Source organism: Bradyrhizobium niftali (assembly GCF_004571025.1).
GTDB classification, from domain to species: Bacteria; Pseudomonadota; Alphaproteobacteria; order Rhizobiales; family Xanthobacteraceae; genus Bradyrhizobium; species Bradyrhizobium niftali.
Genome location: NZ_SPQT01000002.1, coordinates 22,938 through 45,740, shown reverse-complemented (window position 1 = coordinate 45,740; position 22,803 = coordinate 22,938). Strand labels below are relative to the sequence as shown.

The 22,803-nt window shown below is 63.8% G+C and carries 18 protein-coding genes and 1 pseudogene; 16 read left to right on the top strand and 3 right to left on the bottom strand.

What is annotated here, in order from left to right:
* Positions 1 to 1,906: 1,906 nt before the first annotated feature.
* The 3 genes from E4K65_RS05300 to E4K65_RS05290 are packed head-to-tail and all read left to right on the top strand — an operon-like array spanning position 1,907 to position 8,689.
* Positions 1,907 to 4,873, top strand: a complete 2,967-nt coding sequence (locus tag E4K65_RS05300; protein WP_135173265.1) for a CHAT domain-containing protein — start codon at positions 1,907 to 1,909, stop codon at positions 4,871 to 4,873.
* Positions 4,873 to 5,337: a hypothetical protein gene (locus tag E4K65_RS05295; protein WP_135173264.1), complete on the top strand. Its 465-nt coding sequence runs from the start codon at positions 4,873 to 4,875 to the stop codon at positions 5,335 to 5,337. Before E4K65_RS05300 ends, E4K65_RS05295 begins: the two co-directional genes overlap by 1 nt.
* Positions 5,321 to 8,689 (top strand): CHAT domain-containing protein, encoded by a 3,369-nt coding sequence (locus E4K65_RS05290; protein ID WP_135173263.1) that lies wholly within the window; start codon positions 5,321 to 5,323, stop codon positions 8,687 to 8,689. Before E4K65_RS05295 ends, E4K65_RS05290 begins: the two co-directional genes overlap by 17 nt.
* A gap of 189 nt (positions 8,690 to 8,878) precedes the next feature.
* Here E4K65_RS05290 and guaA read toward each other — a convergent pair whose 3' ends face one another.
* The gene (gene guaA, locus E4K65_RS05285) at positions 8,879 to 10,477 is read right to left on the bottom strand and encodes a glutamine-hydrolyzing GMP synthase (protein WP_167770553.1); all 1,599 of its coding nucleotides are present in this window, start codon (positions 10,475 to 10,477) and stop codon (positions 8,879 to 8,881) included.
* A 150-nt stretch (positions 10,478 to 10,627) separates the two neighbouring features.
* Here guaA and E4K65_RS05280 point away from each other — a divergent pair, with 150 nt between their 5' ends.
* From E4K65_RS05280 to E4K65_RS05265, 3 genes are all read left to right on the top strand, one after another.
* Positions 10,628 to 10,999: a nuclear transport factor 2 family protein gene (locus E4K65_RS05280; protein WP_135173261.1), complete on the top strand. Its 372-nt coding sequence runs from the start codon at positions 10,628 to 10,630 to the stop codon at positions 10,997 to 10,999.
* Positions 11,000 to 11,359: 360 nt separating this feature from the next.
* Positions 11,360 to 11,692, top strand: a complete 333-nt coding sequence (locus E4K65_RS05270; protein WP_135173260.1) for a DHCW motif cupin fold protein — start codon at positions 11,360 to 11,362, stop codon at positions 11,690 to 11,692.
* 267 nt (positions 11,693 to 11,959) lie between these two features.
* Positions 11,960 to 12,169, top strand: a complete 210-nt coding sequence (locus tag E4K65_RS05265) for a cold-shock protein (RefSeq protein ID WP_008141931.1) — start codon at positions 11,960 to 11,962, stop codon at positions 12,167 to 12,169.
* 213 nt (positions 12,170 to 12,382) lie between these two features.
* Here E4K65_RS05265 and E4K65_RS05260 read toward each other — a convergent pair whose 3' ends face one another.
* Positions 12,383 to 13,684 carry an RsmB/NOP family class I SAM-dependent RNA methyltransferase gene (locus E4K65_RS05260; protein WP_135173259.1) on the bottom strand — a complete coding sequence of 434 codons (1,302 nt, stop codon included), beginning with the start codon at positions 13,682 to 13,684 and terminating at the stop codon, positions 12,383 to 12,385.
* Positions 13,685 to 13,720: 36 nt separating this feature from the next.
* The gene (locus tag E4K65_RS05255; protein WP_135173258.1) at positions 13,721 to 14,143 is read right to left on the bottom strand and encodes an MAPEG family protein; all 423 of its coding nucleotides are present in this window, start codon (positions 14,141 to 14,143) and stop codon (positions 13,721 to 13,723) included.
* Positions 14,144 to 14,299: 156 nt separating this feature from the next.
* On the opposite strand from E4K65_RS05255, the gene E4K65_RS46965 reads away from it, so the two are divergent.
* From E4K65_RS46965 to E4K65_RS05205, 10 genes and pseudogenes are all read left to right on the top strand, one after another.
* Positions 14,300 to 14,914 (top strand): acriflavin resistance protein, encoded by a 615-nt coding sequence (locus E4K65_RS46965; RefSeq protein WP_167770552.1) that lies wholly within the window; start codon positions 14,300 to 14,302, stop codon positions 14,912 to 14,914.
* A 70-nt stretch (positions 14,915 to 14,984) separates the two neighbouring features.
* Complete coding sequence (locus E4K65_RS05245; RefSeq protein WP_135173256.1) at positions 14,985 to 15,824, top strand: metallophosphoesterase family protein; 840 nt, start codon at positions 14,985 to 14,987, stop codon at positions 15,822 to 15,824.
* Between the two features lie 141 nt (positions 15,825 to 15,965).
* A pseudogene (locus E4K65_RS05240) lies at positions 15,966 to 17,260 on the top strand (alanine racemase).
* 11 nt (positions 17,261 to 17,271) lie between these two features.
* On the top strand, positions 17,272 to 17,931 hold the full coding sequence (locus tag E4K65_RS05235; RefSeq protein WP_135173255.1) for an amino acid ABC transporter permease: 660 nt from the start codon (positions 17,272 to 17,274) through the stop codon (positions 17,929 to 17,931).
* A gap of 10 nt (positions 17,932 to 17,941) precedes the next feature.
* Positions 17,942 to 18,592 carry an amino acid ABC transporter permease gene (locus tag E4K65_RS05230; protein WP_135173254.1) on the top strand — a complete coding sequence of 217 codons (651 nt, stop codon included), beginning with the start codon at positions 17,942 to 17,944 and terminating at the stop codon, positions 18,590 to 18,592.
* Positions 18,579 to 19,307, top strand: coding sequence for an amino acid ABC transporter ATP-binding protein (locus E4K65_RS05225; protein ID WP_135173253.1), 729 nt, complete (start codon positions 18,579 to 18,581; stop codon positions 19,305 to 19,307). Before E4K65_RS05230 ends, E4K65_RS05225 begins: the two co-directional genes overlap by 14 nt.
* A gap of 31 nt (positions 19,308 to 19,338) precedes the next feature.
* Entirely contained in the window at positions 19,339 to 20,136 is a 798-nt protein-coding gene (locus E4K65_RS05220) for a transporter substrate-binding domain-containing protein (protein ID WP_135173252.1), read from the top strand.
* A 55-nt stretch (positions 20,137 to 20,191) separates the two neighbouring features.
* Positions 20,192 to 20,536 (top strand): RidA family protein, encoded by a 345-nt coding sequence (locus tag E4K65_RS05215; RefSeq protein ID WP_092183004.1) that lies wholly within the window; start codon positions 20,192 to 20,194, stop codon positions 20,534 to 20,536.
* Between the two features lie 124 nt (positions 20,537 to 20,660).
* Entirely contained in the window at positions 20,661 to 21,689 is a 1,029-nt protein-coding gene (locus tag E4K65_RS05210) for a succinylglutamate desuccinylase/aspartoacylase family protein (RefSeq protein WP_135173251.1), read from the top strand.
* A 41-nt stretch (positions 21,690 to 21,730) separates the two neighbouring features.
* Positions 21,731 to 22,795, top strand: coding sequence for a LacI family DNA-binding transcriptional regulator (locus E4K65_RS05205; protein WP_135173250.1), 1,065 nt, complete (start codon positions 21,731 to 21,733; stop codon positions 22,793 to 22,795).
* Positions 22,796 to 22,803: the final 8 nt, after the last annotated feature.

Below are 22,803 nucleotides of genomic sequence, written 5' to 3'. Positions count from 1 at the left end.
AATCCCATTTCCCGATGGAGATGGTGCCCGAGATCCCCGGCGTCCGTGGCGGAAATGGGTCTTTACCTTGCGACCAGCCCTGAGCTTGTCCCAGTCCCCTTGCGGTGGCGGGGGCACGAACGCCTTTACGCAGTGCTTCCGCAGTCCGTTGTCGGACAGCCTAGCTTCTGCGCGACGTCACGCATCGGTCCGGACCAGACCAAATCGTGCAATTGCTGACGTGCGTAGGTTTCCATGTCGGCCCGCTTTCTTCTGTGGAGTTAACCGGTCTTCCGCACCCTAATGCGCTCCGACATAAGCATTCTTCACCCATAGGCTGGGCAGCAATTCCTACCGGCGACACGAAGGTAGGTCTGTTCGCCTTGCGACGAACGAAACCCGTCTCTCGTGTGTAGGTGGCCGCTTTGCGCTCATCAATTTCGGTCGCGTCGAGCCCGAGATCCCCATCGCGCCTCGGACCGACTAGCTCAGATTTGCCGCAAATGGATTTTTCTGGACTTCTCAGTGCACACGTCGTGCAGACGACGTTCTTTAATTGATTGAAAAAATTAAACTCTCGCTCCCATCATGGGCCAATTTGAGCTAGCTACGGCCAATGCGATCGAGGCCGATATTGAGTGGTCCGTTTTGCGCCAAAACCTGTTGGTGCTCCGGTCAGAATTCTCAACGCGAAGGAAGCGAGAACAACTCGACAAAACCACGCTAAACTGCGCGATGCCAGCCGGCCGCACTACTCCCACTCTATCATTTTGGACTGCACTACCGCGTTGACTTGCAGGCACAATGTCTCAAAGTTGACGGACAAATTCCGACGGTACATCCGACCAAACTTTTCGGTCTTGAATCCACAGTAAAATTTGTGGGGGTTCTCAAAAAAGGCTTTTCGCCAACTATCGGAGTCAATCGACTAGGTGAACGCGTACGCATAGTTGCAACGATCGCTGCCGCTTCTCACCCCTTCCGTACGGTACCGTCAATCGTCATCAGTTCCCGGCCGATTGAGATATGGTCCGCTCTGCGTGAAGAGCGGCGTTCCAGGTAAGCCAGCGCACCATTCGTTGCATCTCTCGCTTGAGGTCACGCGGTGTCAATTCTCTGACATGCTGAGACTGCTTGAGGCGAACCGTCTGAAGTCTCCACTTCACGGTCGAGGACGAAACTAACGACTCATGGCCGGTTACAGCTGGGGAATAGCACGCCACGCCGAGGGCGGTAGGTAACTGTCCAACCGCTTGCGCACCGACCGCTTCGCTTAGCGAGAGCGAGCAAGCAGGTTCGACCGACGCAGAACCTGCCGATTTTCAGCGGATTATCGGAAGGAATATGCGTGCATCCCCAAATACGCGTTCGCAGGAAGCCAGTGGGTCGAACTCCCATTGGTTGAGGGCCCCCGCATTTCGCGGATTCTTTGCTCCCACGGCGACAAATACACCGGCCCCTAGGCGGCCACCGCCACTCCGACTCGCCCTGTTCGGTGCTAGGGCCGCTTCGAACGCAAGCGCTTCAATCCCCGCGACTCCGAAGGCGGCCGCCTTAAGTCGGTATTTTTGAAGGCGTGCCCCCGGGCATCAGGTGCCGCGCTGGTCCAGTCTTTGTTTCCGAAATGAACCGGGTAACAAGGCCGTCAGATACTCCCAGGCGCGGCAATTTTTCTACCCTAGCCCACTCGACTTTGGATCGAAATATTGTCACTATTGCAATTTCTCGCTGAGCTCGTTTTTTGACCTCGGCGAGGCTGCATAGTTCGTTCATTACAGAGCCTAATAGGTGCGGCCGTGCCCCACTATGGAAAGCCCGTGAAGCTTTATTAGCGAACATGAGGAAGTGCCGCTGGTTGCCGCCCACGCCTGCTATAGGCCAGTGCCGAACGAAGCAACGGGAGAACAGCGATAGGGCCTCAAGCGAGATGAAGAAGCTTTTGGCGATTACTAGGAATCTTGCCGCATCTCACGAAGAGGCCGCGGCAGTTCTCGCTGCTGCCGGTGTGCTAACGGCAGCAGGTTGGGACTGGTTGGCCAAATTTGATCCGGCGCGCGCCGCACAGAGTATGCAGTCGCTTGGCGCCAAGCGAATATGGGCACCGCCACCTACCTATTCCTATGACGTGATTAGCACCGTTGCATCCGAGATCGCAGAGGCTTGGCTTCATTCCTTTCGCGACGCGAGCGAGCCTGGGCCTGCGCGATTGTTGCTCAAGCCATCACAACGGCAATGGGGCGACAGTGAGCGTTTCGCCCTCCCCCCTCTGGTGCATGCGATGCTCGGTGGCCTTCAGCAACTGCGCGGCAGCTGGCCCAGTTGGACCGCTATCGACCACGCGACAGTTGGCTCCGTTGCGATCAAGATCGGACCAGGTGGAGGTGACCGAAATCATTGGAAGTGGCCGCTGCGTCTGTCGCTGGAGGGGATCGAACCGAAGTCGTTCGACGCGACATTTCGGCCCGCCGAGCGCGGCCTTTCTCGTACTGTCAAACTGGGCGCGCCGTCCGAATATGCCTTTGTCCGAAGCCTGGACGGACTTGACGCAGCAGATACGGCCTTCGTTACGTTCATCTCGGACGAGTCCTACGATCTGGTTGCGCCTCTGCTGGCTACTGGGCGGCGGCGTGCAATCCGCCCGGTGGCCTGGCTTCAGGGTGCCGACATCGATATCAAGAGTCTCGCCAAGGAGCTAATATACGAGACCGCCCACGACGCTCCACCAGACCTGGCGCTGAACCTCGCCTGGCTCAGAGCGGGCGGCAACGCCGCACCACCAATAGTCTTCGCGAGGCAGGACTATTTTGAGCAGATGGACGCGGCGCGCTTGTCGCAAAGTGTGAAAGATCTCTCTCAACAGCTCCGCGCGCTGGCTCTTGCGAATAATTTGCCGATATCCATACCCGAAAGCGCAGCCTATTGGTTCGGTGTTCCCGCACACAACAATATTCGGCCTTCTGAGCTGGCTGACGCGATCGCTAACGCCGTCGAACAGGACAGCATCTCCTATCAATCAGAGGATCATGCCGCACACGCGACCGCACTGATCACGGGTCTCATCGACGATCGTGGGGCCGACTCTCGACGATCGGCCGAGGCAAAGGTGACGGCGGAAGACGTGGCGCCTTCTCCAGGGGCAAGGGAAATCGAGACCGAGCGATTTAGCGACCTCTCGATCCTTACGGGGTCATGGTGGCTCGGTGATGTGATACCTGATGACGCGCGACTGGCGCGGGATGCGCCGTTGGGTGAAGCGAGTGAGTACACACTCGAGGTAGCGATACGAGCAAACCCGATTGCAAACAAAGACAACCGAAAACCAATCCTGCCCCCGCGCCGCACGAAGGAGTCGATCACTATCTATGCACGCGTTATAGCTCGAGCCGACATCAAGCTTGCGGACGAGCTTCTTCCAATCACCTGGCCGTTCGACGAAGATAGCACTCCGGCATTGTTTCGCTTCTCGCTCGGTACCGCTCTCAACAGTGGCACGCTGCTCGAAGTCCGGCTCCTGAGCCGCGATCTCCGGCTGCTCGACCAAATCAAATACGTCTTCGAGAACCAACAATGGCGCGTATACCCGGTCGACCCGCTCGCAACGCTTGCCCGGCCTGCTAGCGAGCGGGCCCGCGACGTATTATCTTTGGCGATCAGCGGCGCTCGGAATGGGTATACTGTCCAGGCCGAGCTCGTGCGCGACGGCAGCACTCCTCTCGCGGTCGCCCTTCGCCAGACCATCCGCTCAGACGACGTTGCGAGGTTGCTTACCGACGTTCGGCGCCATTGGACGAAGCTCGTAATCGGCGTGATGAGCAAGCGCAACCAGCTCACTGAACCCTCCTATAAAGTAGCGAGCGACGAGCTCGCCGCGTTCGGCCGTGAGGCTTGGCGGCTGCTCTTCGGCGACAGGCGCGGTGGTCAAAAAGGGGCGGGCGAGGCATTAGGCACATTGCTCGCCGACACCCCCCTGCCATCGAACGCACTTGTGCGTGTCTCCTTCTCCGACGATGCTCAGGATTTCACCTTTCCGTGGTCCATTGTGACGCCACCAAAACGGAAAAAAGGCGCTGCATCTCTTGAACCTTGGGGCCTGTCCTACCAGATCGAGATTGCGCGCACTCAGGGCCGGACACCTCCTCCAAAAAGCGGCTCGCTACGCATGACCGCAATTGTTGACGACGGATTTGTCTCATTTGTGGACCATCGTAAGACACTCCAGGACATCGTCACGGCAAACCCGTTCCTTGCCCTGACCCAAGCCGACCTGAACGACGAAATCAGGGCAGCGCTCGTTGCGGACGATCCTTCGGACGTTTTCTACTTCTTCTGTCACGGGATGATGGCGAGCGCTCCGCCCGCCTTGCTGGCCGAGATGCAAGCTGAGATCGGCGCCGCGGTCAAAGCGCTGGACAAGGCGAGCCAAGAACCGTGGCAGCTCCTTGTCAACGCACTCGGTGGTAACGATGGCGGTGCGCGTATCTCCAGCAGCCGTGCCGACTTCAGCGAACGCGCGTTGCGCGAGCTGGAATTCTTCAATGGCTTGCGTCGCCCGCTCGTGTTCCTCAATATGTGCCACTCAGCCTCGAGCCTTCCCGCGTCGCATATAGGGTTACCGGCTGTGTTCCTTGACCGTGATGCGATCGCCGTGATCGGCACGGAAGCGCCGATTACGGCACAGTTCGGTGACGCCTTCGCTCGAGCCTTACTCGGACGATTGCTCAATGGTGAAGCTCTGGGGACGGCGATGCTCGCGACTCGTCGCACCTTTCATCAGCAGAATAACCCGCTCGCGCTCATTTATACGCTTTACGGCCGTGGAGATACGAGGCTCGTACCCAAGCGGCCGGAGAGTCCCTCGCCTCCCACCAACAATCAGCCGAAGGAGATTGCCTGATGAATTCCCTCACGCAGATCGAACAACAGTCCGTTTCAGTCGCGCAACGCCTTGCACGCGATGAAGACGATGCGCTGTACGTCCGAATTGGAAAGCTTGCAAAGACGATTGACGACCATCCTGCGCTCGCCTTTAGCCCGGAGCTCGACCCGCCGTACAAGAAGGATCAGATGGGCCCGCTGGAAGATCTGCGCGATCTTGGCCGCAAGATCGTGCGCAAGTGGGCAGCGGCCCTCCACGAGCTGGTATGCGGAGGCACAGACGACGAGGCAAGAAAGCAGCTATTCTCGGCGCTAAACGTGAGCGAAGCCGCCGCCATAGGCGTCGTCACAACAATGTTGTTGCCGGTACTCTCACCAGCGATTGCGGCCGCCGTGTCGGTCGTGATCGTCAAAAAGTTTCTGAAGCCGGCCGGAGGCTTGATCTGCGAGTTTTGGGGCGAACAGCTTGAGACCGCAGGCTGAAACACCCGTGGGGTCGCGCGGCGATACCGACAAGGTCGATCTAACGCTCGTCGACATCTACCGAGCGCGATGTCCGTTGTGCAAGACGGAGTTTGACGCAAAACTCTGGCGGATCATCGATTTGGATGCCAATCCAGACCGGCAGTCAGACATTCGCGATGGTACTCTGCAGCGAAGCTTCTGCCCGGTATGCATCGGCCCCGGCGTAGAACGCCTCGGCGCCTTGTGCGTGGTCGGTCGTGGACCGGAAGGACTGGCGCGCGTTCAGTTTGCGTTCGATCGCAAGAGCGTCCTTGAGGCGTTTGAAGCATTGAGTGCGCGCTTCTCCAAGCGCTGTACGGACTACAATCTAGACCCCGCTTCTGTTCCAATCGTCGGCACTGGCCTTGTGGATAACATGGTGCAGGTGGGTCAAAAGCTGACCGAGATTTCTGGTCTTTCGTTGCCAGCGAGTTCCCTTGACCGAATGCAGGCGGCAATCGCGCTGATCTTTGCCAGCGATTGTAATGAACGCCGCGAGATTCTCATGAAGAATCCCGACCTTGTCCGCCCTGGCGCTATCCGTTTGCTTGCCTCCGCACCTGACATGAACGCGGACTTATCGCGCGCTCGTGTTCGACCTATCCTTGGGCTTCTGACCGCCGCATCGCGAACTGGGATCGATGCAGCGATCACCTCCTGCCGAGCCGAGTTTGACGGCGAGATGGTCTTGAACAGCCTGCCAAGGCCGGTCAGCGACGCCTATCTCGACGCGTTTCCCGGATCCGACACGCCAACTGCCGCAGAGCTTGAGGTGCGTAGCGCGCGTACAGAACGTCTGCTCGCAGAGCACCCCGAGTTGCATGGTGACCTAAAGGCTGATCTGTTTCTATCGCTTGGTGAAGGATGGCAGGCGCTCGCAGCAGATTTTGGCGACAGTGCGGGGTCGCGTGCGCGGAGCTGGTATACTCGTATTCTCGATGATAACGATCCGACTGTCACACCGCGCGTCAGGCTCGAGGCACACCGAGGGTTATCCGCTTCGTGGGATACGAGGCTCGAGGGGGATCCAGCAGAGAACAACCGACAAGCATTGCTGCATGCGGAGACATCAATTGCAATTGCAGAGCTGCTCTCCGACGAAGAGTTAGCACTCGCGCTTATGGAGCTTGGCATTGCTCGCACACGCCAAGTGACTGGCGACCCTTTTGCAAACCGTGTGCTTGCTCGGGAGGCTTTCGACCGCGCGGAACTTCCTGGCGTGTCGTCCCTCACGAGCTTTATGGTAAAATACAACAGGGCCCTGACGTGGATCGAAGAAGGGTCCGGCGACATTGTAGGGAAAATCGACCTTGGCATTCGAATTCTGGAAGTTCTTCGCGAGGGAGCCTCTGATGCGTTCGGACCCGAGCAACTTCAGCTGATTCATCAAAGCCTCGGCGCAGCGCTTTTGCAGCGGGGTACCTTCACCGGCGATATTGATGACTTTGGCGAAGCAGCGAATGAATTCGCCGCTGCCGTCCAGTTGGCGCTCAAACGAGGCGATCGCCGCGCCCGCGCGCGACTCATATATCTTCACTATGCGGCGCGCGTGGAACTGGCGGTTCACGGCGGCGAATTGCCCAATCCGGCAATTGTGCTGTCGCATATCGACGAGATTCAGAACACCTACGGACCCGAGCAATCGCCCTACTTCTACGTTGAGACCGAGCGGCTGCGCGCCAAGGTGCTTGAGGCATTTCCGCCTCCGGACGCACCGGAGGATGCGGCACTGCTCGCCCGCGAGCGGGTTGTCCACACACTCTCGTCGAACGGAATGATGAGCGTTGCCCTCCCGGATTTCTTTGGACTGGGACGAGCCCAAGAACAACGTGGCGCCATAGGCGAGGCCGCACGCAGTTACGCAGCCGCGGCGCAGTGTGCAGAGGGCCGGCTAGGGTCAGCGAGCACATCCGGGCGCCGCGACGAGGAGATTGCAAATATCTCCCAAATCTTTTCGGCGCTGATCCGCACATTGATGATCCTCTTCGGTCGTGGAGAGGCGGACGGCTGGCATGTGCTCGCCGCCATGGAGCGAGGGCGCGCGCGCGACTTGCTGGAAGAACTCGGCGGCCGCGAACTTGCCGAACCGGCGGGCGTTCCAGTCTCGCTACTCGTGGAAGAACGGCAGCTGCGTTCCGCGCTGGGCAGCGAACCTGAGGACAATTTGGCGCGAATGCTCGGCACAAATGCCGACACCGGCCGCCGAATCATGCAACGCCAAGCACTTCATGATCGCCTACTGGAGATCTATGATGCGATGGCCGCTTCGGGCGAAGCGGGCGCGGCCTATGTTTCACTAAGACGACCGCAACCGCCCGATTTGGATTCCCTTCGCTCCGTAGTCGATACGCTCGCCGATGATACCGGTGTGCTCTCATTTTGGATTGAGCCAACGGGCGCCGTCGGCATATTTGGGAGGACTCGCACCCCTATCGCTGTCCACCCGCTTGAGTTCACCGAGGCCGACGCGCGTGCCCTGCTGGAGGCGCTTGAGGCCCAAGTTGAAGGACCGGTCCGGGCCGAGAAAGAGCCACTGGGTACCTGGCAGGAATACGGGCTGCAATTGCTCCATCCTTTCGAACGTGAGATCAGAGGCTGCCGGACGCTGGTCATTGTTCCGCACGGACTCGCTCATCGGTTTCCATTTCACGCATTGTTGCTATCGCCCGGTGAACTGCTCGTTGACGTCGTAGCAACGCAGACCGTCCCGTCACTCGCAATCTTTCGAGATCTCGAGCCGGCCTCGATACTACCCGGCTCGATAACTGCGAAGGTCCTGTGCAGCGCCCGTACGCCAAACGAGCGCGAGAGCTTTCATGCAGAAGCCGAGCTGGTCGCCGACACGTTCGGCGTCGGAGCAATTCTCGACGCGAAGCGCGATGACCTGCTCGCGGGAACATCGCAGTCGGACATCATTCACGTAGTTTGCCACGGCCGGTTCGACGACGAAGATCCCCTGGCAGCAGAACTCATTCTCTCCGATGGCCCTGTCGCGGTGCGGGAACTGCTGACCGTGCGGCTTCGCGCATCGCTCGTGTCTTTGGCGGCGTGCGAGACGGGCATTCTCGCAGCAACAAAGGGCGATCGCTTGAAGGGCTTCGCTCAAGCGCTCCTGCTCTCCGGGGCCCGCACAACGCTGCTTTCTCTCTGGAGTGTGTGGTCGGAACCGACCCGTTTCTGGATGGAGCAATTCTATCGGGCGCTATTGGAGCCAGAAGCGCACTCGAATAGGCTGGCACACGCTCACCAAATGGCGACGCTTGCGACACGGAGACGCTATCCGGACCCCACCAATTGGGCGCCTTTCATGCTCTCGGGCCGAGCCGAATGATGGCCACGGTCTCCGGCCCTTCTGTACGCTGCAATTCGCTGCGGTACTCTGTCAACGAGAGCGCGGTGGAGTTCCTACCTCGATCCGGTCAAGTTGACAGCCATAACTTTCGTCGCCCCCCGATGTAAAAGGTACAGAGAATAGCGGCACCAAAACCTACGACAAACCACGCGATGGCAGCCCGTCCCACTACTCCCACTCAATCGTCCCGGGCGGCTTGCTCGTCACGTCGTACACCACCCGATTCACGCCCTTCACCTCGTTGATGATGCGCGTCGCGGTCTCGCCTAAGAACTTCATGTCGAACTGGTAGAAGTCCGCGGTCATGCCGTCGGTGGAGGTGACGGCGCGCAGGCCGACGACGAAGTCATAGGTGCGGCCGTCGCCCATGACGCCGACGGTCTTGACCGGGAGCAGCACGGCAAAAGCCTGCCAGATGTCGTCATAGAGGCCGTGCTTGCGGATCTGGTCGATGTAGATGGCGTCGGCCTTGCGCAGGATGTCGAGCTTGTCGCGGGTGATGTCGCCGGGGCAGCGGATGGCGAGGCCCGGGCCCGGGAACGGGTGGCGGCCGACGAAGATTTCGGGGAGGCCCAGCTCGCGGCCGAGCTTGCGCACTTCGTCCTTGAACAGCTCGCGCAAGGGCTCGACGAGCTTCATGTTCATGCGCTCGGGCAGACCGCCGACATTGTGGTGCGACTTGATCGTCACCGAGGGGCCGCCGGTGAAGGAGACGCTCTCGATCACGTCGGGATAGAGTGTGCCCTGCGCGAGGAAGTCGGCGCCGCCGATCTTCTTGGCCTCCGCCTCGAACACCTCGATGAAGAGGCGGCCGATGGTCTTGCGCTTCGTTTCAGGGTCGGTGACGCCTTCGAGCTCGCCGAGGAACTGCTTGGAGGCATCCACGTGCACGAGCGGGATGTTGTAGTGGTGGCGGAACAGATCGACCACGGTCTTGGCTTCGTCGAGACGCAGCATGCCGTGGTCGACGAACACGCAGGTGAGCTGGTCGCCGATCGCCTCGTGGATCAGCACGGCCGCCACCGCGGAATCGACGCCGCCGGACAGGCCGCAGAGCACCTTGCCCTTGCCGACCTGAGCGCGGATCTTGGCGATCTCCTCCTCGCGGAAGGCGCGCATGGTCCAGTCGCCGGTGAGGCCGGCGATCTTGCGCACGAAGTTGCGGATCAGCTTGGCGCCGTCGGGCGTGTGCACCACTTCGGGGTGGAACATCAGGCCGTAATATTTGCGCTTCTCGTCCTGGATGATCGCGAAGGGGGCGTTCGGCGAGGTGCCGGCCACCGAGAAGCCCGGCGGCATCTTGGTGATGCGGTCGCCATGGCTCATCCAGACCTGGTTCTTGCTGCCTGATGACCAGACGTCCTCGAACAGCTTGCTGTCGGCCTTCACCTCGACATCGGCGCGGCCGAATTCGCGGTGATGGCCGCCCTCGACCTCACCGCCGAGCTGGGCGGCCATGGTCATCTGGCCGTAGCAGATCCCCATCACGGGAACACCGGAGGCGAAGATCAATTGCGGGGCGCGCGGCGAGCCGGCCTCGTGCACCGATTCAGGCCCGCCGGAGAGGATCACCGCCTTCGGCTTCATCTCCAGAAAAGCCTGTTCGGCCTTGTTGAACGGGACGATCTCGCAATAGACGCCGTCCTCGCGCACGCGACGCGCAATCAGCTGCGTCACCTGGCTGCCGAAGTCGACGATGAGAATCTTGTCATGCGCCGAGGCCACTGATGGCGTCGACGCGGAGCGGTCGTTCTGTGCTGCTGTCATGGCAAGCAGATACGCGACGGCGCGACGACCCGCAACCGCGCAGGTTTGCGCGCCCACATTCTTCTTTGGGCATGGACAAACGGATATAGGTAAGTATTATTGACCTAACTTGCCCCACCCTTCAACCAGGGGCCGATCAGGGAGAATGCCATGCCACAGCACCATCAGCCATCATCGCTTGCCGCGCTCGGCCGGACCTGGGTCGAGGCCTGGAATACGCGCGATCTCGAGCGCGTGCTCACGCTCTATGACGAGACCGCCGTGATGACCTCGGACCGCATCCCCGCGCTGGGGTTCGACGCCAGCGGCACCGTGCGCGGCAAGGACGCGTTGCGGGCGTACTGGGGCAAGGCGCTCGGGTTTGTGCCGGAGCTGCACTTCACGCTGATCGATGTGTTCGTCAGCCCGGACAGCATGGTGGTGCTCTACGCGAACGAACGGGGGAAGAAGATCTGCGAGTATCTGCGGGTGAATGACGCCGGGCTGATCGTGCAGGGGTCGGCGAACCATCTGGTGGGGTGACGCGTATTGAACGGTGCCGCCCCACCCACCGCTGTCATTCCCCGCGAACACCGCTGTCATTCCCCGCGAAGGCGGGGAATCCAGTACGCCGAGGCCTGTCGATTCAATCACGACCGTCTCGGCGTACTGGATCGCCCGCCTTCGCGGGCGATGACAGCGAGAGGGCGGAACGCTCTTGCCCCAAGCTCGTCATTGCGAGCTCCGCGACTTTGTCCGCCAAAGCCTTGGCGCGGGCGGAAGCAATCCAGACGGCCTCCGCGGATGCATTTCTGGATTGCTGCGCTGCGCTCGCAATGACGGAGACTGGGGCAACGGCCTGCGCTAACACCAGCATTGCCGGCTCTGAGACAGGATCCCCCCATGAAACTCCCCACCTCCCCCTTCACCGTCACCGACTGGAGCAAGGTCGAGCCGACCACCCATGCCGGGGAGAACGGCCAGGCGCTGTGGCGCACGCTCAATATCGGCGAACTCCGGGTGCGGATGGTCGAGTATTCGCCGGGCTATCTCGCCGACCATTGGTGCGACCGCGGCCACGTGCTGTACGTGCTGAAGGGCGAGCTCGACTCAGAGCTGCGCGACGGCCGCAAGTTCAAGCTCACGGCGGGGATGAGCTACCAGGTTTCGGACTTCGGCGACGCCGCGCACCGGTCCTCGACGGCCACCGGGGCGACGCTGTTCATCGTCGATTGAGATGCGCCGGAGTGGTTAATTTGCACCGCAAAATAGAAAATCCGGGCGAGGTACCGGGCGGCGGGTGATGCCTTGAAGTGGCCCAAAATTCTCGCTATATTGTGATCATCGATACTTGGCCGAACGACTGGGCCGCTTCGCCTCGTCTAAGACAGGCGCGCACGCTTCAGATGATTTCTCCAAAACATCGACTCATCAGGGCTATGGGCGCAGCGCTGCGTTCCGGTCCGCGTGCGTATCCTCTCTAACTAACTAAAGGAAATTCCCATGGCTATGGGCACCGTGAAGTGGTTCAACACCCAAAAGGGTTATGGTTTCATCCAGCCGGACGACGGCCAGAAGGACGTGTTCGTGCACATCAGCGCCGTCGAGCGCGCTGGCCTCTCCTCCCTCAACGAGGGTCAGAAGGTCTCGTTCGACATCGTCGCCGACCGCCGCAGCGGCAAGTCGTCGGCGGACAATCTCCGCGTCGGCTAACGCCCGCGCACCAGCGCTTCTGACCGCGGACGTACCGGCAGAACGCTAGAATTAGAAAGCCCCGCGACCGGGATCCGGTCTGCGGGGCTTTTTGTTTTTGGCCCGTCATTCCGGGGCTCGCGTAGCGAGAGCCCGGAATCCATGGACCCGCAGAGACTGCCGCGCGATGGATTCCGGGCTCGCCCTGCGGGCGCCCCGGAATGACAGCGTTGATCAGCCCGCCTTCTTCAGCACCGAGACGAAGAACCCGTCCGTGCCCGTCCGCCGCGGCGTCATCAACCAGCCCTCGGGCGATTGCTGGGCGGCTTCCGCGAAGGCCTCCGCCTTGTCCCAGAGCACGCTCGCGGTCTGCTCCGGCGGCACCACCGCGAACTCGCCATGGCGGCCGATGAACGCCCTCACCTGCTCGCCGTTCTCTTCCGCCAGCACCGAGCAGGTGATGTAGGCGATGCGGCCACCTAGCTTCACCAGCGGTGCGGCGCGTTCCAGCACCTCGGCCTGGTCGCGCAGGCGGATCTCCAGCGCGCCCGGCCGCATCCGCCATTTGGCGTCGGGGTTGCGGCGCCAGGTGCCGGTTCCCGTGCAGGGGGCGTCGATCACGACGAGGTCGGCCGTGGCACTGATGTCGGCCAGCGGATCGACCTCGCCCTTGGGCGTGCGGACATCGGCATTGTGGACGCCCGCGCGCGACAGGCGTTCGTGAATCGGCGCAAGCTGCCGCTTGTCGCGGTCGGTGGCGATCAGCCGCCCCTTGCCCTGCATCATGGCGGCGAGCGCCAACGTCTTGCCACCGGCGCCGGCGCAGAGATCGATCACCTGCTCGCCGGGTTTTGCCGCGGTGAATTGGGCAGCAAGCTGCGATCCCTCATCCTGCACTTCAACGGCGCCCTTGATGAAATCCTCCTCGGCCTGGATGCCGGGGTTGCGCGCGTCGGCGGAAAGCTCGATGCGGAGGCCCGTTGCGGACCACGGCGTCGGTTTCGCATGAAGATGAGCAAGCGCCTTTAGCACCTTGTCGCGGTTGGATTTTAGCGTGTTGACGCGCAAGTCCAGCGGCGCCCGGCTCGCCATCGCGGCCGCTTCCGCGGCGCGGTCCTCGCCGAACACTTTTGCAAGATGCGGATCGAGCCATTCGGGGTAGTCGCCTGCGATCGCGGCCGGTGCGTCCTTGAGGGAGCGATGGCTGAGCGCCGCCTGCTCGGCCTCCGTCAGCGGCGCCGGCGCAAACCGGCTGCCGTCGAACAAGGCCGCCATGGTGGCCGCATCCATGTTGCGCTCGAGGCGGAGCATGCCGATCAGCCTGGCACGCGCGGTGTCGGCGTCCATCAGGAAGGCGCTCGAGGCATAGCGGCGCAGCACATCCCAGACGAGGCCGGCAATCGCGGCGCGGTCGCCGGAGCCGGCGAAGCGGTGCGCGGTGCCCCACTCCTTCAGCGCCTTGGCCGCGGGCACGCGGTCCTTCTCGATGGTGTCGATCAGTTCGATGGCTGCGGACAGCCGGGCAGCGGGAGTCATTTCAAATCTTTCAGGTCAGGATCGGCGGATAAGCGCCTAGATCAGCAACAGCATCCTCAGCGCGAAGTAGATCCACATCGCGAGCAGCACCAGCACGCCGGCGAGCCAGATCGTGGAGCGGCGGCCGAGATCGTTCGAGGAGACGAACACGCCGGCATGGGCAAAGCGCGTCACCACGAACACCCAGGACATCAGCACGATGAAGAGATCGGCATGGCGCAACGGGAGCGCCAGCGCGATCAGGGCGTAGAACAGCACCGGCAGCTCGAACTGGTTGCGGTAGCAATTGGCGATTTGCGTGGTGCTCTTGGGCCAGTTCGGCTCGCCCAGCGCAACGTCGCGGATCTTGGTCTCGCCCGAGACCAGCGAGCGGCGGCGCGCCAGCGCCATGCCGATCAGGAGCGCGAAGGTGAGACCGACCTGCACGAAGACAGGCAGCAGGACCATTTGGGCAGACATCGGAACTTTCCCGTAAGGCGGAACACCGCGGACCGTCATTAGCCGCGACTGTTGGCGCTGACAATCAACGAGTTGAACCGGCGTTCCCGATCAGGCGACCAACGGGCGATAGTTAAAGCAATTTCGGCCCGTTCGGGCCCAAGGCGAGCGAGCGCCATGAACACCCTGTCCAGCCTTTTGACCGAATCCGCTGACGGCCGGCTCGGCATCCTGATGTCGGCGCTATCAGGCATCGCGGCGGCGCTCGCAGTCGCGCTGGCGATGACGGTGTATTTCCGCATGAGCTACCGGACCTGGCGCGACGTCGTCAGGCATGGCCTCGCCACGCTCGCCGCCCTCGTCCTGTTCGGCTTTGCCGCCTACGACATGCGCCACGCCGCGCTCGCCTATCTCGGCCTCAACCCGTCCAAGCCCGCGGTGGAGTTCGAGATCCGCATGCCCAGGGAGACGCTGACGGCGGTGTCCGATTCCCAGATCGAGCTGCACACCGACCGCAACCAGACGCTGGCGCTGGTCGACGGCGTGCGCGACCTCGCCGACGGCCGCGCGCTGCTGCGCGGCGCGGTGGCGCTCAACCACCGCACCGCCGACCGCGTGCTGGTCGTGAGCCTGCCCGGCAAGGGCACGTTCGAATTCCGCCTCCGCCTTCCGGCCGAGCCGCATCGCTCCGAGCAGTTCGGCCCCTGGCATCTCGCCGACCGCATCGCCTCGCCGCTGGCGGGCAGCGTCGCGCCGCAGGACGCCTACACGATCCGCTACCGCGTGCTTTAAACTTTGTTCGATCGCGGACGATACAGGCGCCGTCATCGTTCCGACGCTTCACGGGGCTACACCTTGCCCCATGTCCGCATTTCGCCTGACGCAGATTTCCGACACCCATCTCGGCCGGCGCTTTCCCGGCCTGGTCGCCAACTTCCACCGCGTCTGCGAGCACATCGACGCTGACAGACCCGATCTCGTCGTCAACACCGGCGACGTCTCCTTCGACGGGCCGACCAGCCGCGACGATGTCGTGTTCGCCAAAGGCCTGCACGACGCCCTGCCCGTCGCCTGCCGTTACCTCCCCGGCAATCACGACATCGGCGACAATCCGACCGCGATCGGGCCGGCGCCGAAGCCGCCGGTCAGCGAGACGCACCGCCAGCAATTTCGCGACATCATCGGCGACGACCATTGGTCGTTCGAAGCTGCGGGCTGGTGCTTCGTCGGCCTCAACTCGCTGGTGATGAATTCGGGTCTCGCGTTCGAGGCCGAGCAGTTCGACTGGCTGTCCCAGGAGATCGCGCGCGTGAACGGCAGACCGGTCGCGCTGTTCCTGCACAAGCCGGTGTTCCTCAACCTGCCCGACGATCCGGAGACAGCGGAGACCGCGATCCGCTACGTGCCGCAGCCGGCGCGGGCGCGGCTGATCGAGATGTTTGCGCGCGTCGATCTGCGCCTCATCGCCAGCGGCCACGTGCACCAGCGCCGCGACTTCACGTTCCGTCATACACGCCACGTCTGGGCGCCGTCGGTCGGCTTCAAGATCAACGATGCGCGCCAGGACCGGATCGCGATCAAGGAGACCGGCCTCGTCGAGTACCGCTTCCAGCGCGACAGTCTCGAGGTCCGCCACCTCAAGGCCGCCGGCCAGGTCGACATCGATATCGAGGAGATCCTCGCCCAGATGGACCCGCACTAGCCCAAACCGCGGGCACGCATCCCTACGTTTATACCTATTTGCATCGATCTTGGTCTGAAAATGGCTAAAAAACCCTAATGACAACGTTGTCATTCCGACATATCGTTCCCCTGGCGGTCGAGGGCCGCCGAGGGAGCGACGATGCAGTTCTTGTCCCGGTGGGATAGCCAACGCCTTTCGACGACGATTCGGGGCATTCCCCTGGTCGATGGCCTGGCCACTGAAGACATCGGCAGCCAGCGCTGGTCACCTTCGCGCGGCGATCTTGCCCTGCCGCCCTCACCCTCGACGAGGCCGCCTTCGCGGCCAACCGCGACCTCTTCCTCAAATGGTGCGCGAGTGCCGGCGTCAGCGTCGCGCCCCACGCCAAGACCCCGATGTCGCCGGAGCTCGCCCGCTCGCTGCGCGCAGCCGGCGCCTGGGGCACCACGGTCGCCAACATCCAGCAGGCCGCGGTGCTGCTCGCGAGCGGCGAGCGGCGCCTGCTGCTGGCCAACGAGATCGGCGGGCTCGCGGCCGGCCGGCGGCTCGGCGCGCTGCTCGGCGCCTATCCCGACGTCGAATTTCACGCCTTCGCGGATTCACCGGCCGCGGTCGCGGCGCTCGCCGAGGCCGCGCGGATCGCCGGACGCCGCGAATTGTCCGTGCTGGTCGAGCTCGGCGCAGGCCGTGCCGGCGCGCGCGATCGCGCCGCAATCGAGGCGACGATCGCAGCCGTGCTTGCCGCCGACCGGCTCGTGCTCGGCGGCGTTGCGACCTATGAGGGCGCCGCCGCAACGTCCGATCCCGACGAGACGATGCGCGCGATCGCGGCACTGTTGGAGCGCACCATCGAGACGTTTGCGCTGGTGCGCGCCGCCGCCCCGCAGCAGCCGTTGATCATGAGCGCCGGCGGCTCGGCCTATTTCGACATCGTCGCGCGCGCGCTCGCGCCAGTCGCGCAGGCTGACGGCAACGCCGGCGTGATCCTGCGCTCCGGCGCGCTGTTCTTTGCCGATCACGGCATCTATGCCCGCGCCTTCGCGGAAGTGGACCGGCGCGGCGGTCTCCTCATCGACGGCACGCGCCACTCCGCGGCGGAGGGTTTCCGCCCTGCGCTAACGCTCTGGGCCGAGGTGCTGTCGCGGCCCGAGGCCGGGCTTGCGATCGCCGGCTTCGGCATGCGCGACGCCTCCTTCGATCAGGGACTGCCGGTCCCGTTGCGCGTATTCCGCGACGGTGTCGAGCAGCAAGGGCTCGCCGCTGCGCTGGCGGTAACGCGCCTCAACGACCAGCATGCGTTCCTGTCCGTTGCTTCCGAAAGCGCCCTTGCCGTCGGCGACATCATCGCCTTCGGCATCTCGCATCCCTGCACCTGCCTCGACCGCTGGCGCGTGATCCTCGGCCTCGACGCCGACGGCGTCGTCGCGCGCGCCCTCCCCACCCAGTTCGGCTGAGAGCGCACGCGATGAATTTCCTGCCGCTCTGGCGCTACCAGAACCAGCTCATCGACGGGGCCATCGTCACGCTCGAGCTGACGGTGATCGCGGCGCTGGCCGGGCTCCTGATCGGCGTTGCCGGCGCGGTCGCGCTGAACGGCCGCATCACGCCGCTGCGCTGGCTGGTGCGCGGCTACATCGAGCTGTTCCGCAACACGCCGTCGCTGATCCAGATCTTCATCGTCTTCTTCGTGCTGCCGACCTTCGGCCTGAAGCTGCCGGCCTTCGAGGCCGCCGCCGTCGCGCTGTCGCTGTATTTCGGCGCCTATTCGGTCGAGATCATCCGCGCCGGTCTCGACTCCGTGCCGAAGAACCAGATCGAGGCCGGCCAGTGCCTCGGGCTATCCGGCTGGCAGGTGTTCCGTCACATCCTGCTGCCGCCGGCGCTGCGCAACGCCTATCCGGCCGTGACCAGCCAGTTCGTCCTCTTGCTGCTCGGCACCTCGCTCGCCTCGCAGGTCGCCGCCGACGAACTGTTCCACGTCGCGGGTTTCATCGAGAGCCGCACCTATCGCAGCTTCGAGGTCTATGCGGTGATCTGCGCGGTCTATTTCGCGATGGCGATGTCGTTCAAGGCGCTGTTCGCCATCATCGGTTTGGCGGCCTTCCGCTGGCCGCGACGGCGCTGAGGGGACAGCGATGCGATCCTTCTCCCTCATCGATTTCGTCTCGCTGTTCGCGGCGCTGCGCTGGACCGTCGCACTCGTCGTGCTCGCGCTCGCCTTCGGCGCGCCGCTGGCGCTCGGGCTTGCCATGGGCCGCATCAGCCGCTTCGCCGGGCTGCGCTGGACGATGGCGGCATGCATCCAGGTGATCCAGAGCGTGCCGCTGCTCGGGCTGTTGTTCTTCTTCTATTTCGGCATGCCGGTGTTTTTGGGAATCCAGGTGCCGGCGCTCGTTGCCGTGACCATCGCCTACACGCTCTACACCGCCGCCTTTCTCGGCGAGATCTGGCGCGGCGGGCTGGAAGCGGTGAAGCAGGCGCAATGGGAGGCCGGCGCCTGCCTCGGTCTCTCCGCCTGGCAGCAATTCCGCCACATCATCGCGCCGCAGGCGCTGCGGCTGTCGCTGCCGCCGACCGTCGGCTTCCTGGTGCAGCTCATCAAGGGCACCTCGCTCGCCTCGATCCTCGGTTTCGTCGAACTCGCCCGCGCCGGCCAAGTGGTGAGCGCAGCGACGTTCCAGCCGCTGCTCACCTACGCGCTCGTCGCCGCGATCTATTTCGCGCTGTGCCTGCCGCTCACGCTCTGGTCCCGCTCCTTGGAGGCCCGCCTCGATGGCTCTCGTTGAAATCCGCGACGTGCACAAGACATTCGGCAAGGTCGAGGTGCTCAAGGGCGTCTCGCTCGACGTCGAGGAAGGCGAGATCGTCACGATCATCGGCCGCTCGGGCTCGGGCAAGTCGACGCTGCTCCGCTGCATCAACGCGCTGGAGAGCGTCGATTCCGGCGAGATCCGGGTCGAGGGGCAGAAGGTTCACGCCAGGATGCCCGACCTGAAGAAATTCCGTCAGCGCGTCGGCATCGTGTTCCAGGCCTTCAACCTGTTTCCGCATCTGAAGGTCGAGCGCAATATCACCCTCGCTCCTCTCCTCACCGGCCGCATCGAGAAGGCGAAAGCCCGCGCACTCGCCGAGGACGTGCTCACCCGCGTCGGCCTTGCCGACAAGATCGACGCCTGGCCCGAGCAGCTCTCCGGCGGCCAGCAGCAGCGCGTCGCGATCGCGCGCTGCCTCGCCATGGCGCCTCACCTCATGCTGTTCGACGAGGTGACCTCCGCGCTCGACCCCGAGCTCGTCGGCGAAGTGCTGAAGGTGATGGAGGCGATGGCGAAGCAGGGCATGACCATGATCCTGGTCACGCACGAGATGGGCTTTGCCCGCAACGTCGCCAACCGCATCGTCTTCATGCACCAGGGCCGCGTCTGGGAACAGGGGCCGCCTGCAAAACTGTTCGCCAATCCCGAAACCCCCGAGCTCGCCAGCTTCATCGCCTCGGCGAAATGATCATCCAGCCATCCGCCACCAGGAGAGAGTCATGAGACAACTGAAATCGCTCTTTGCAATCGCAGCCACGGCACTCGCGGTGATCGCCGCGCCGAACCTCGCGCACGCCGACAAGCTCCAGGACGTGGTCGGCTCCGGCAAGCTTCGCGTCGGCATCCTGACCGACGCCGCGCCCTGGGGCTTCAAGGACGACAAGGGCGAGATCGCGGGTCTCGACGCCGATCTCGCGCGCCTGATCGCCGCCGACATGGGCGTGAAGCTCGAGCTCGTCCCGGTGACGGGACCAGCGCGCATCCCGAGCCTGCTGTCGGACAAGATCGACATGCTGATCGCAGGCCTCGGCGCCACGCCCGAACGCGCCCAGCAGGTGATGTTCTCGCAGCCCTATGCGGTGGTGAATCTCGGCGTCTACGGCGCCAAGGCGCTGCCCGCCGCCACCGGCAAGAAGCCGGACAATCTCGACGGCCGCAGCGTTGCCGTGGCGAAGGGCTCGACGCTCGACGTCTGGCTCACCGACAACGCACCCAAGGTGAAGCTGGTGCGTTTCGAGGATACCCCCGCCGCACTCGCCGCGTTTCTCGCGGGCCAAGCCGACACCTTCGCCGAGAACAGTGCCATCGCGCTGAAGGTGCAGGATCAGAATCCGACCAAGGAGGTCGAGTTGAAATTCCTGATCCGCCAGTCGCCGGCCCATGTCGGCGTGCGCCAGGGCGAGCAGAACCTGCTCAACTGGATCAACACCGACATCTTCTTCAACAAGCTCAACGGCAAGCTCGGCGCACTTCAGCTGAAATGGTTCAAGGAAGAGCAGACGCTGCCGACGCTGTAAGTTCACAAGCGGCTCCCGCGTCGCGCGGGAGCTGCTTTCACAAGGAGACTTCGAGATGATCAAACGTTACGTCGTCGGATCGCGCATGAGCCAGGCCGTCGCCGCCGGCGGCATGGTGCACATCGCTGGCCAGGTCGCCGACGACCGCAAGGCCGGCATCGTGTCGCAGACCCAGCAGGTGCTCGCCAAGATCGACGCGCTGCTCAAGGAGGCCGGCTCCGACCGCTCCAAGCTGATCGCGGTCAACGTGTTCCTGCCGCACATCACCGACTTCGACACCATGAACTCGGTCTACGATTCCTGGATCGATCCGGCCAATCCGCCGGCGCGCGCCTGCGTCGAAGCCCGTCTCGCCGATCCCGACCTGCGCGTCGAGATGACCGCGGTGGCCTTGCTCTAGATTTTGTTTTGACGCGTTTTCTTTACGCGAACCGGTATCCACTTCGCTCGAAAACGCTCTAAAGGCACCGCACTTCCTTCCACCTTCGGCCGGCGTCGGCGACGACGCGGCCCCGAGGCAAGCCATGCATACCGGACTTTTCCACGAGATCGATTTCGAGAAGGACCAGAAATGGTCCGGCCATCTCGGCATTCCCTTCTCGATCGATCGATCGCCCTACTTCCAGCTCAAGATCCCGATCTTCCGGATCAAGAACGGCGCCGGGCCCAAGCTCCTCTTGATGGCCGGCAATCACGGCGACGAGTACGAGGGCGAGATCACGCTGACGCGGCTCTATCGCCGGCTGGATGCAAACGCCATCAAGGGCGAGATCACCATCCTGCCCTTCGCCAATCTTCCCGCCGTGATGGCGGCGCGCCGCCGCTCGCCGCTCGACGAGGGCAATCTCAACCGCGCCTTCCCGGGCGATGCCGCGGGCACGCCGACCTTCCGCCTCGCGCACTTCCTCGAGCACGAGCTGTTTCCGCGCCATGACGTCGTCTTCGACATCCATTCCGGCGGCACGTCGATGGCGCATGTGCCTTGCGCGCTGATCGAGCGGCAGGGGCCGCCCGAGATGTTCGGCCAGGCACTGCGGCTGATGGAAGGGATGGGAATGCCCTTCGCCTTCGTCGCCGAGAACGGCGCCACCGCGCCAACCTCGATGGCGGCGGCCGCACGCGCCGGTGCTGTCGGGCTGTCAGGGGAGTTCGGCGGCGGCGGCACCGTCACGCCGCAGACGATGGCGCTCACCGCGCGCGCGGTCGACCGGCTGCTGCTCGCGCTCGGCATCGTCCAGGCCCCGGTGCTGGGGCCGCACGCGCCGGTCGAGCGTGCCACCGAGTTGCTGGCGCTGCAAAGCCATGCGCAGGCGGTGTTCGCGACGCGGCGCGGCTGGTTCGAGCCCGCGGTCATGGTCGGCGCGCGCGTTGCGGCCGGCGACGTCGCCGGCTGGTATCATGATTTCGAGCGCCCCGAACTGCCGGAGGAAGTGCTGCGCTTCCCCGCCGACGGCATCGTGATCTCGCAACGCCTGCACACCGACAGCCAGAGCGGCGACTGCCTGGTCCAGGTCGGCCGCGCGCTGTCGCGCGACGAGGTCGTGACGCGCTGAGCTTTGGAGACGATACCGACTTCGATTACCCTCGGGATTCGATGACCGATCCGGCAAAGCCAGGCTATGACGACGTGGTGCGCATTCCGGCGCCGCCCGGCCGCGCCAGTGCGACCGGGCGGCCGCCGCGCATCGCGGAGGTGGCGGAGCGCGCGGGCGTCGCGCCGATCACGGTGTCGCGGGTGCTGCGCCATCCCCAGAAGGTCAACCGCGAGACCCGCGAGCGCATCCTCGAGGTCATCGAGGCGACCGGATACGCCTCCAACCCGCATGCGCGCGCGCTGCGCTCGGGCCGCTCGAACGTGGTCGTCGCCTTCGTCTCCAACATCCTCAGCCAGCAGTTCGGGCTCGCCGTGCGCAGCTTCGCCGCGACGCTCGAGCCGGAAGGCTTCGAGGTGCTGGTCGGCCAGACCTCCTACTCCTATGCCAAGGAGGTCGCGATGATCCAGTCGCTGCGCGGCCTCCGCCCCGCCGCGGTGATGTTCACCGGCGTGATCGAACTCGAGGAGAATCGCGCCGCGCTGCTGGAGCTCGGCATTCCCGTGATCGAGACCTGGGCGTTTCCGCGCGATCCCATCGACATGCTGGTCGGCCTGCCCAATGCGGATGCCGGTGCGATGGCGGCGCGCAGGCTGGCCGAGGGCGGACATCGCCGCGTTGCCTTCATCGGCCGCAGCAGCGGCCGTGGCGCGCTGCGCCGCGACGGCTTTCGCGCCGCAGCCGCACAGCTCGGCCTCGAGATCGTCCACGAGATCGGCGTCGGTGAGATCACGGGCCTCATCGACGGCCGCGCCGCCTTCACCGCCCTGCTCGACCGCGGCGGCCGCGTCGATGCCGTGTTCTGCGCCAACGATCTGCTCGCAACCGGCGCGCTGATCGAGGCGCGCGCCCGCGGCCTGTCGGTGCCGCGCGATCTCGCCGTGCTCGGCTTCGGCGACAACGACGTCGCCGATCAGATCACGCCCGGCCTCACCACCATCTCGTTCGATGCGGCGGCCGTGGGGCGGATCGCGGCCGAACTGCTGCTGGCGCGCCTGTCCGGCACGCAGCTTGCCGAACAGCGGCTCGCCGTCGAGCTGTTCCTGGTCGAACGCGGCAGCGTCTGAGGATTGCG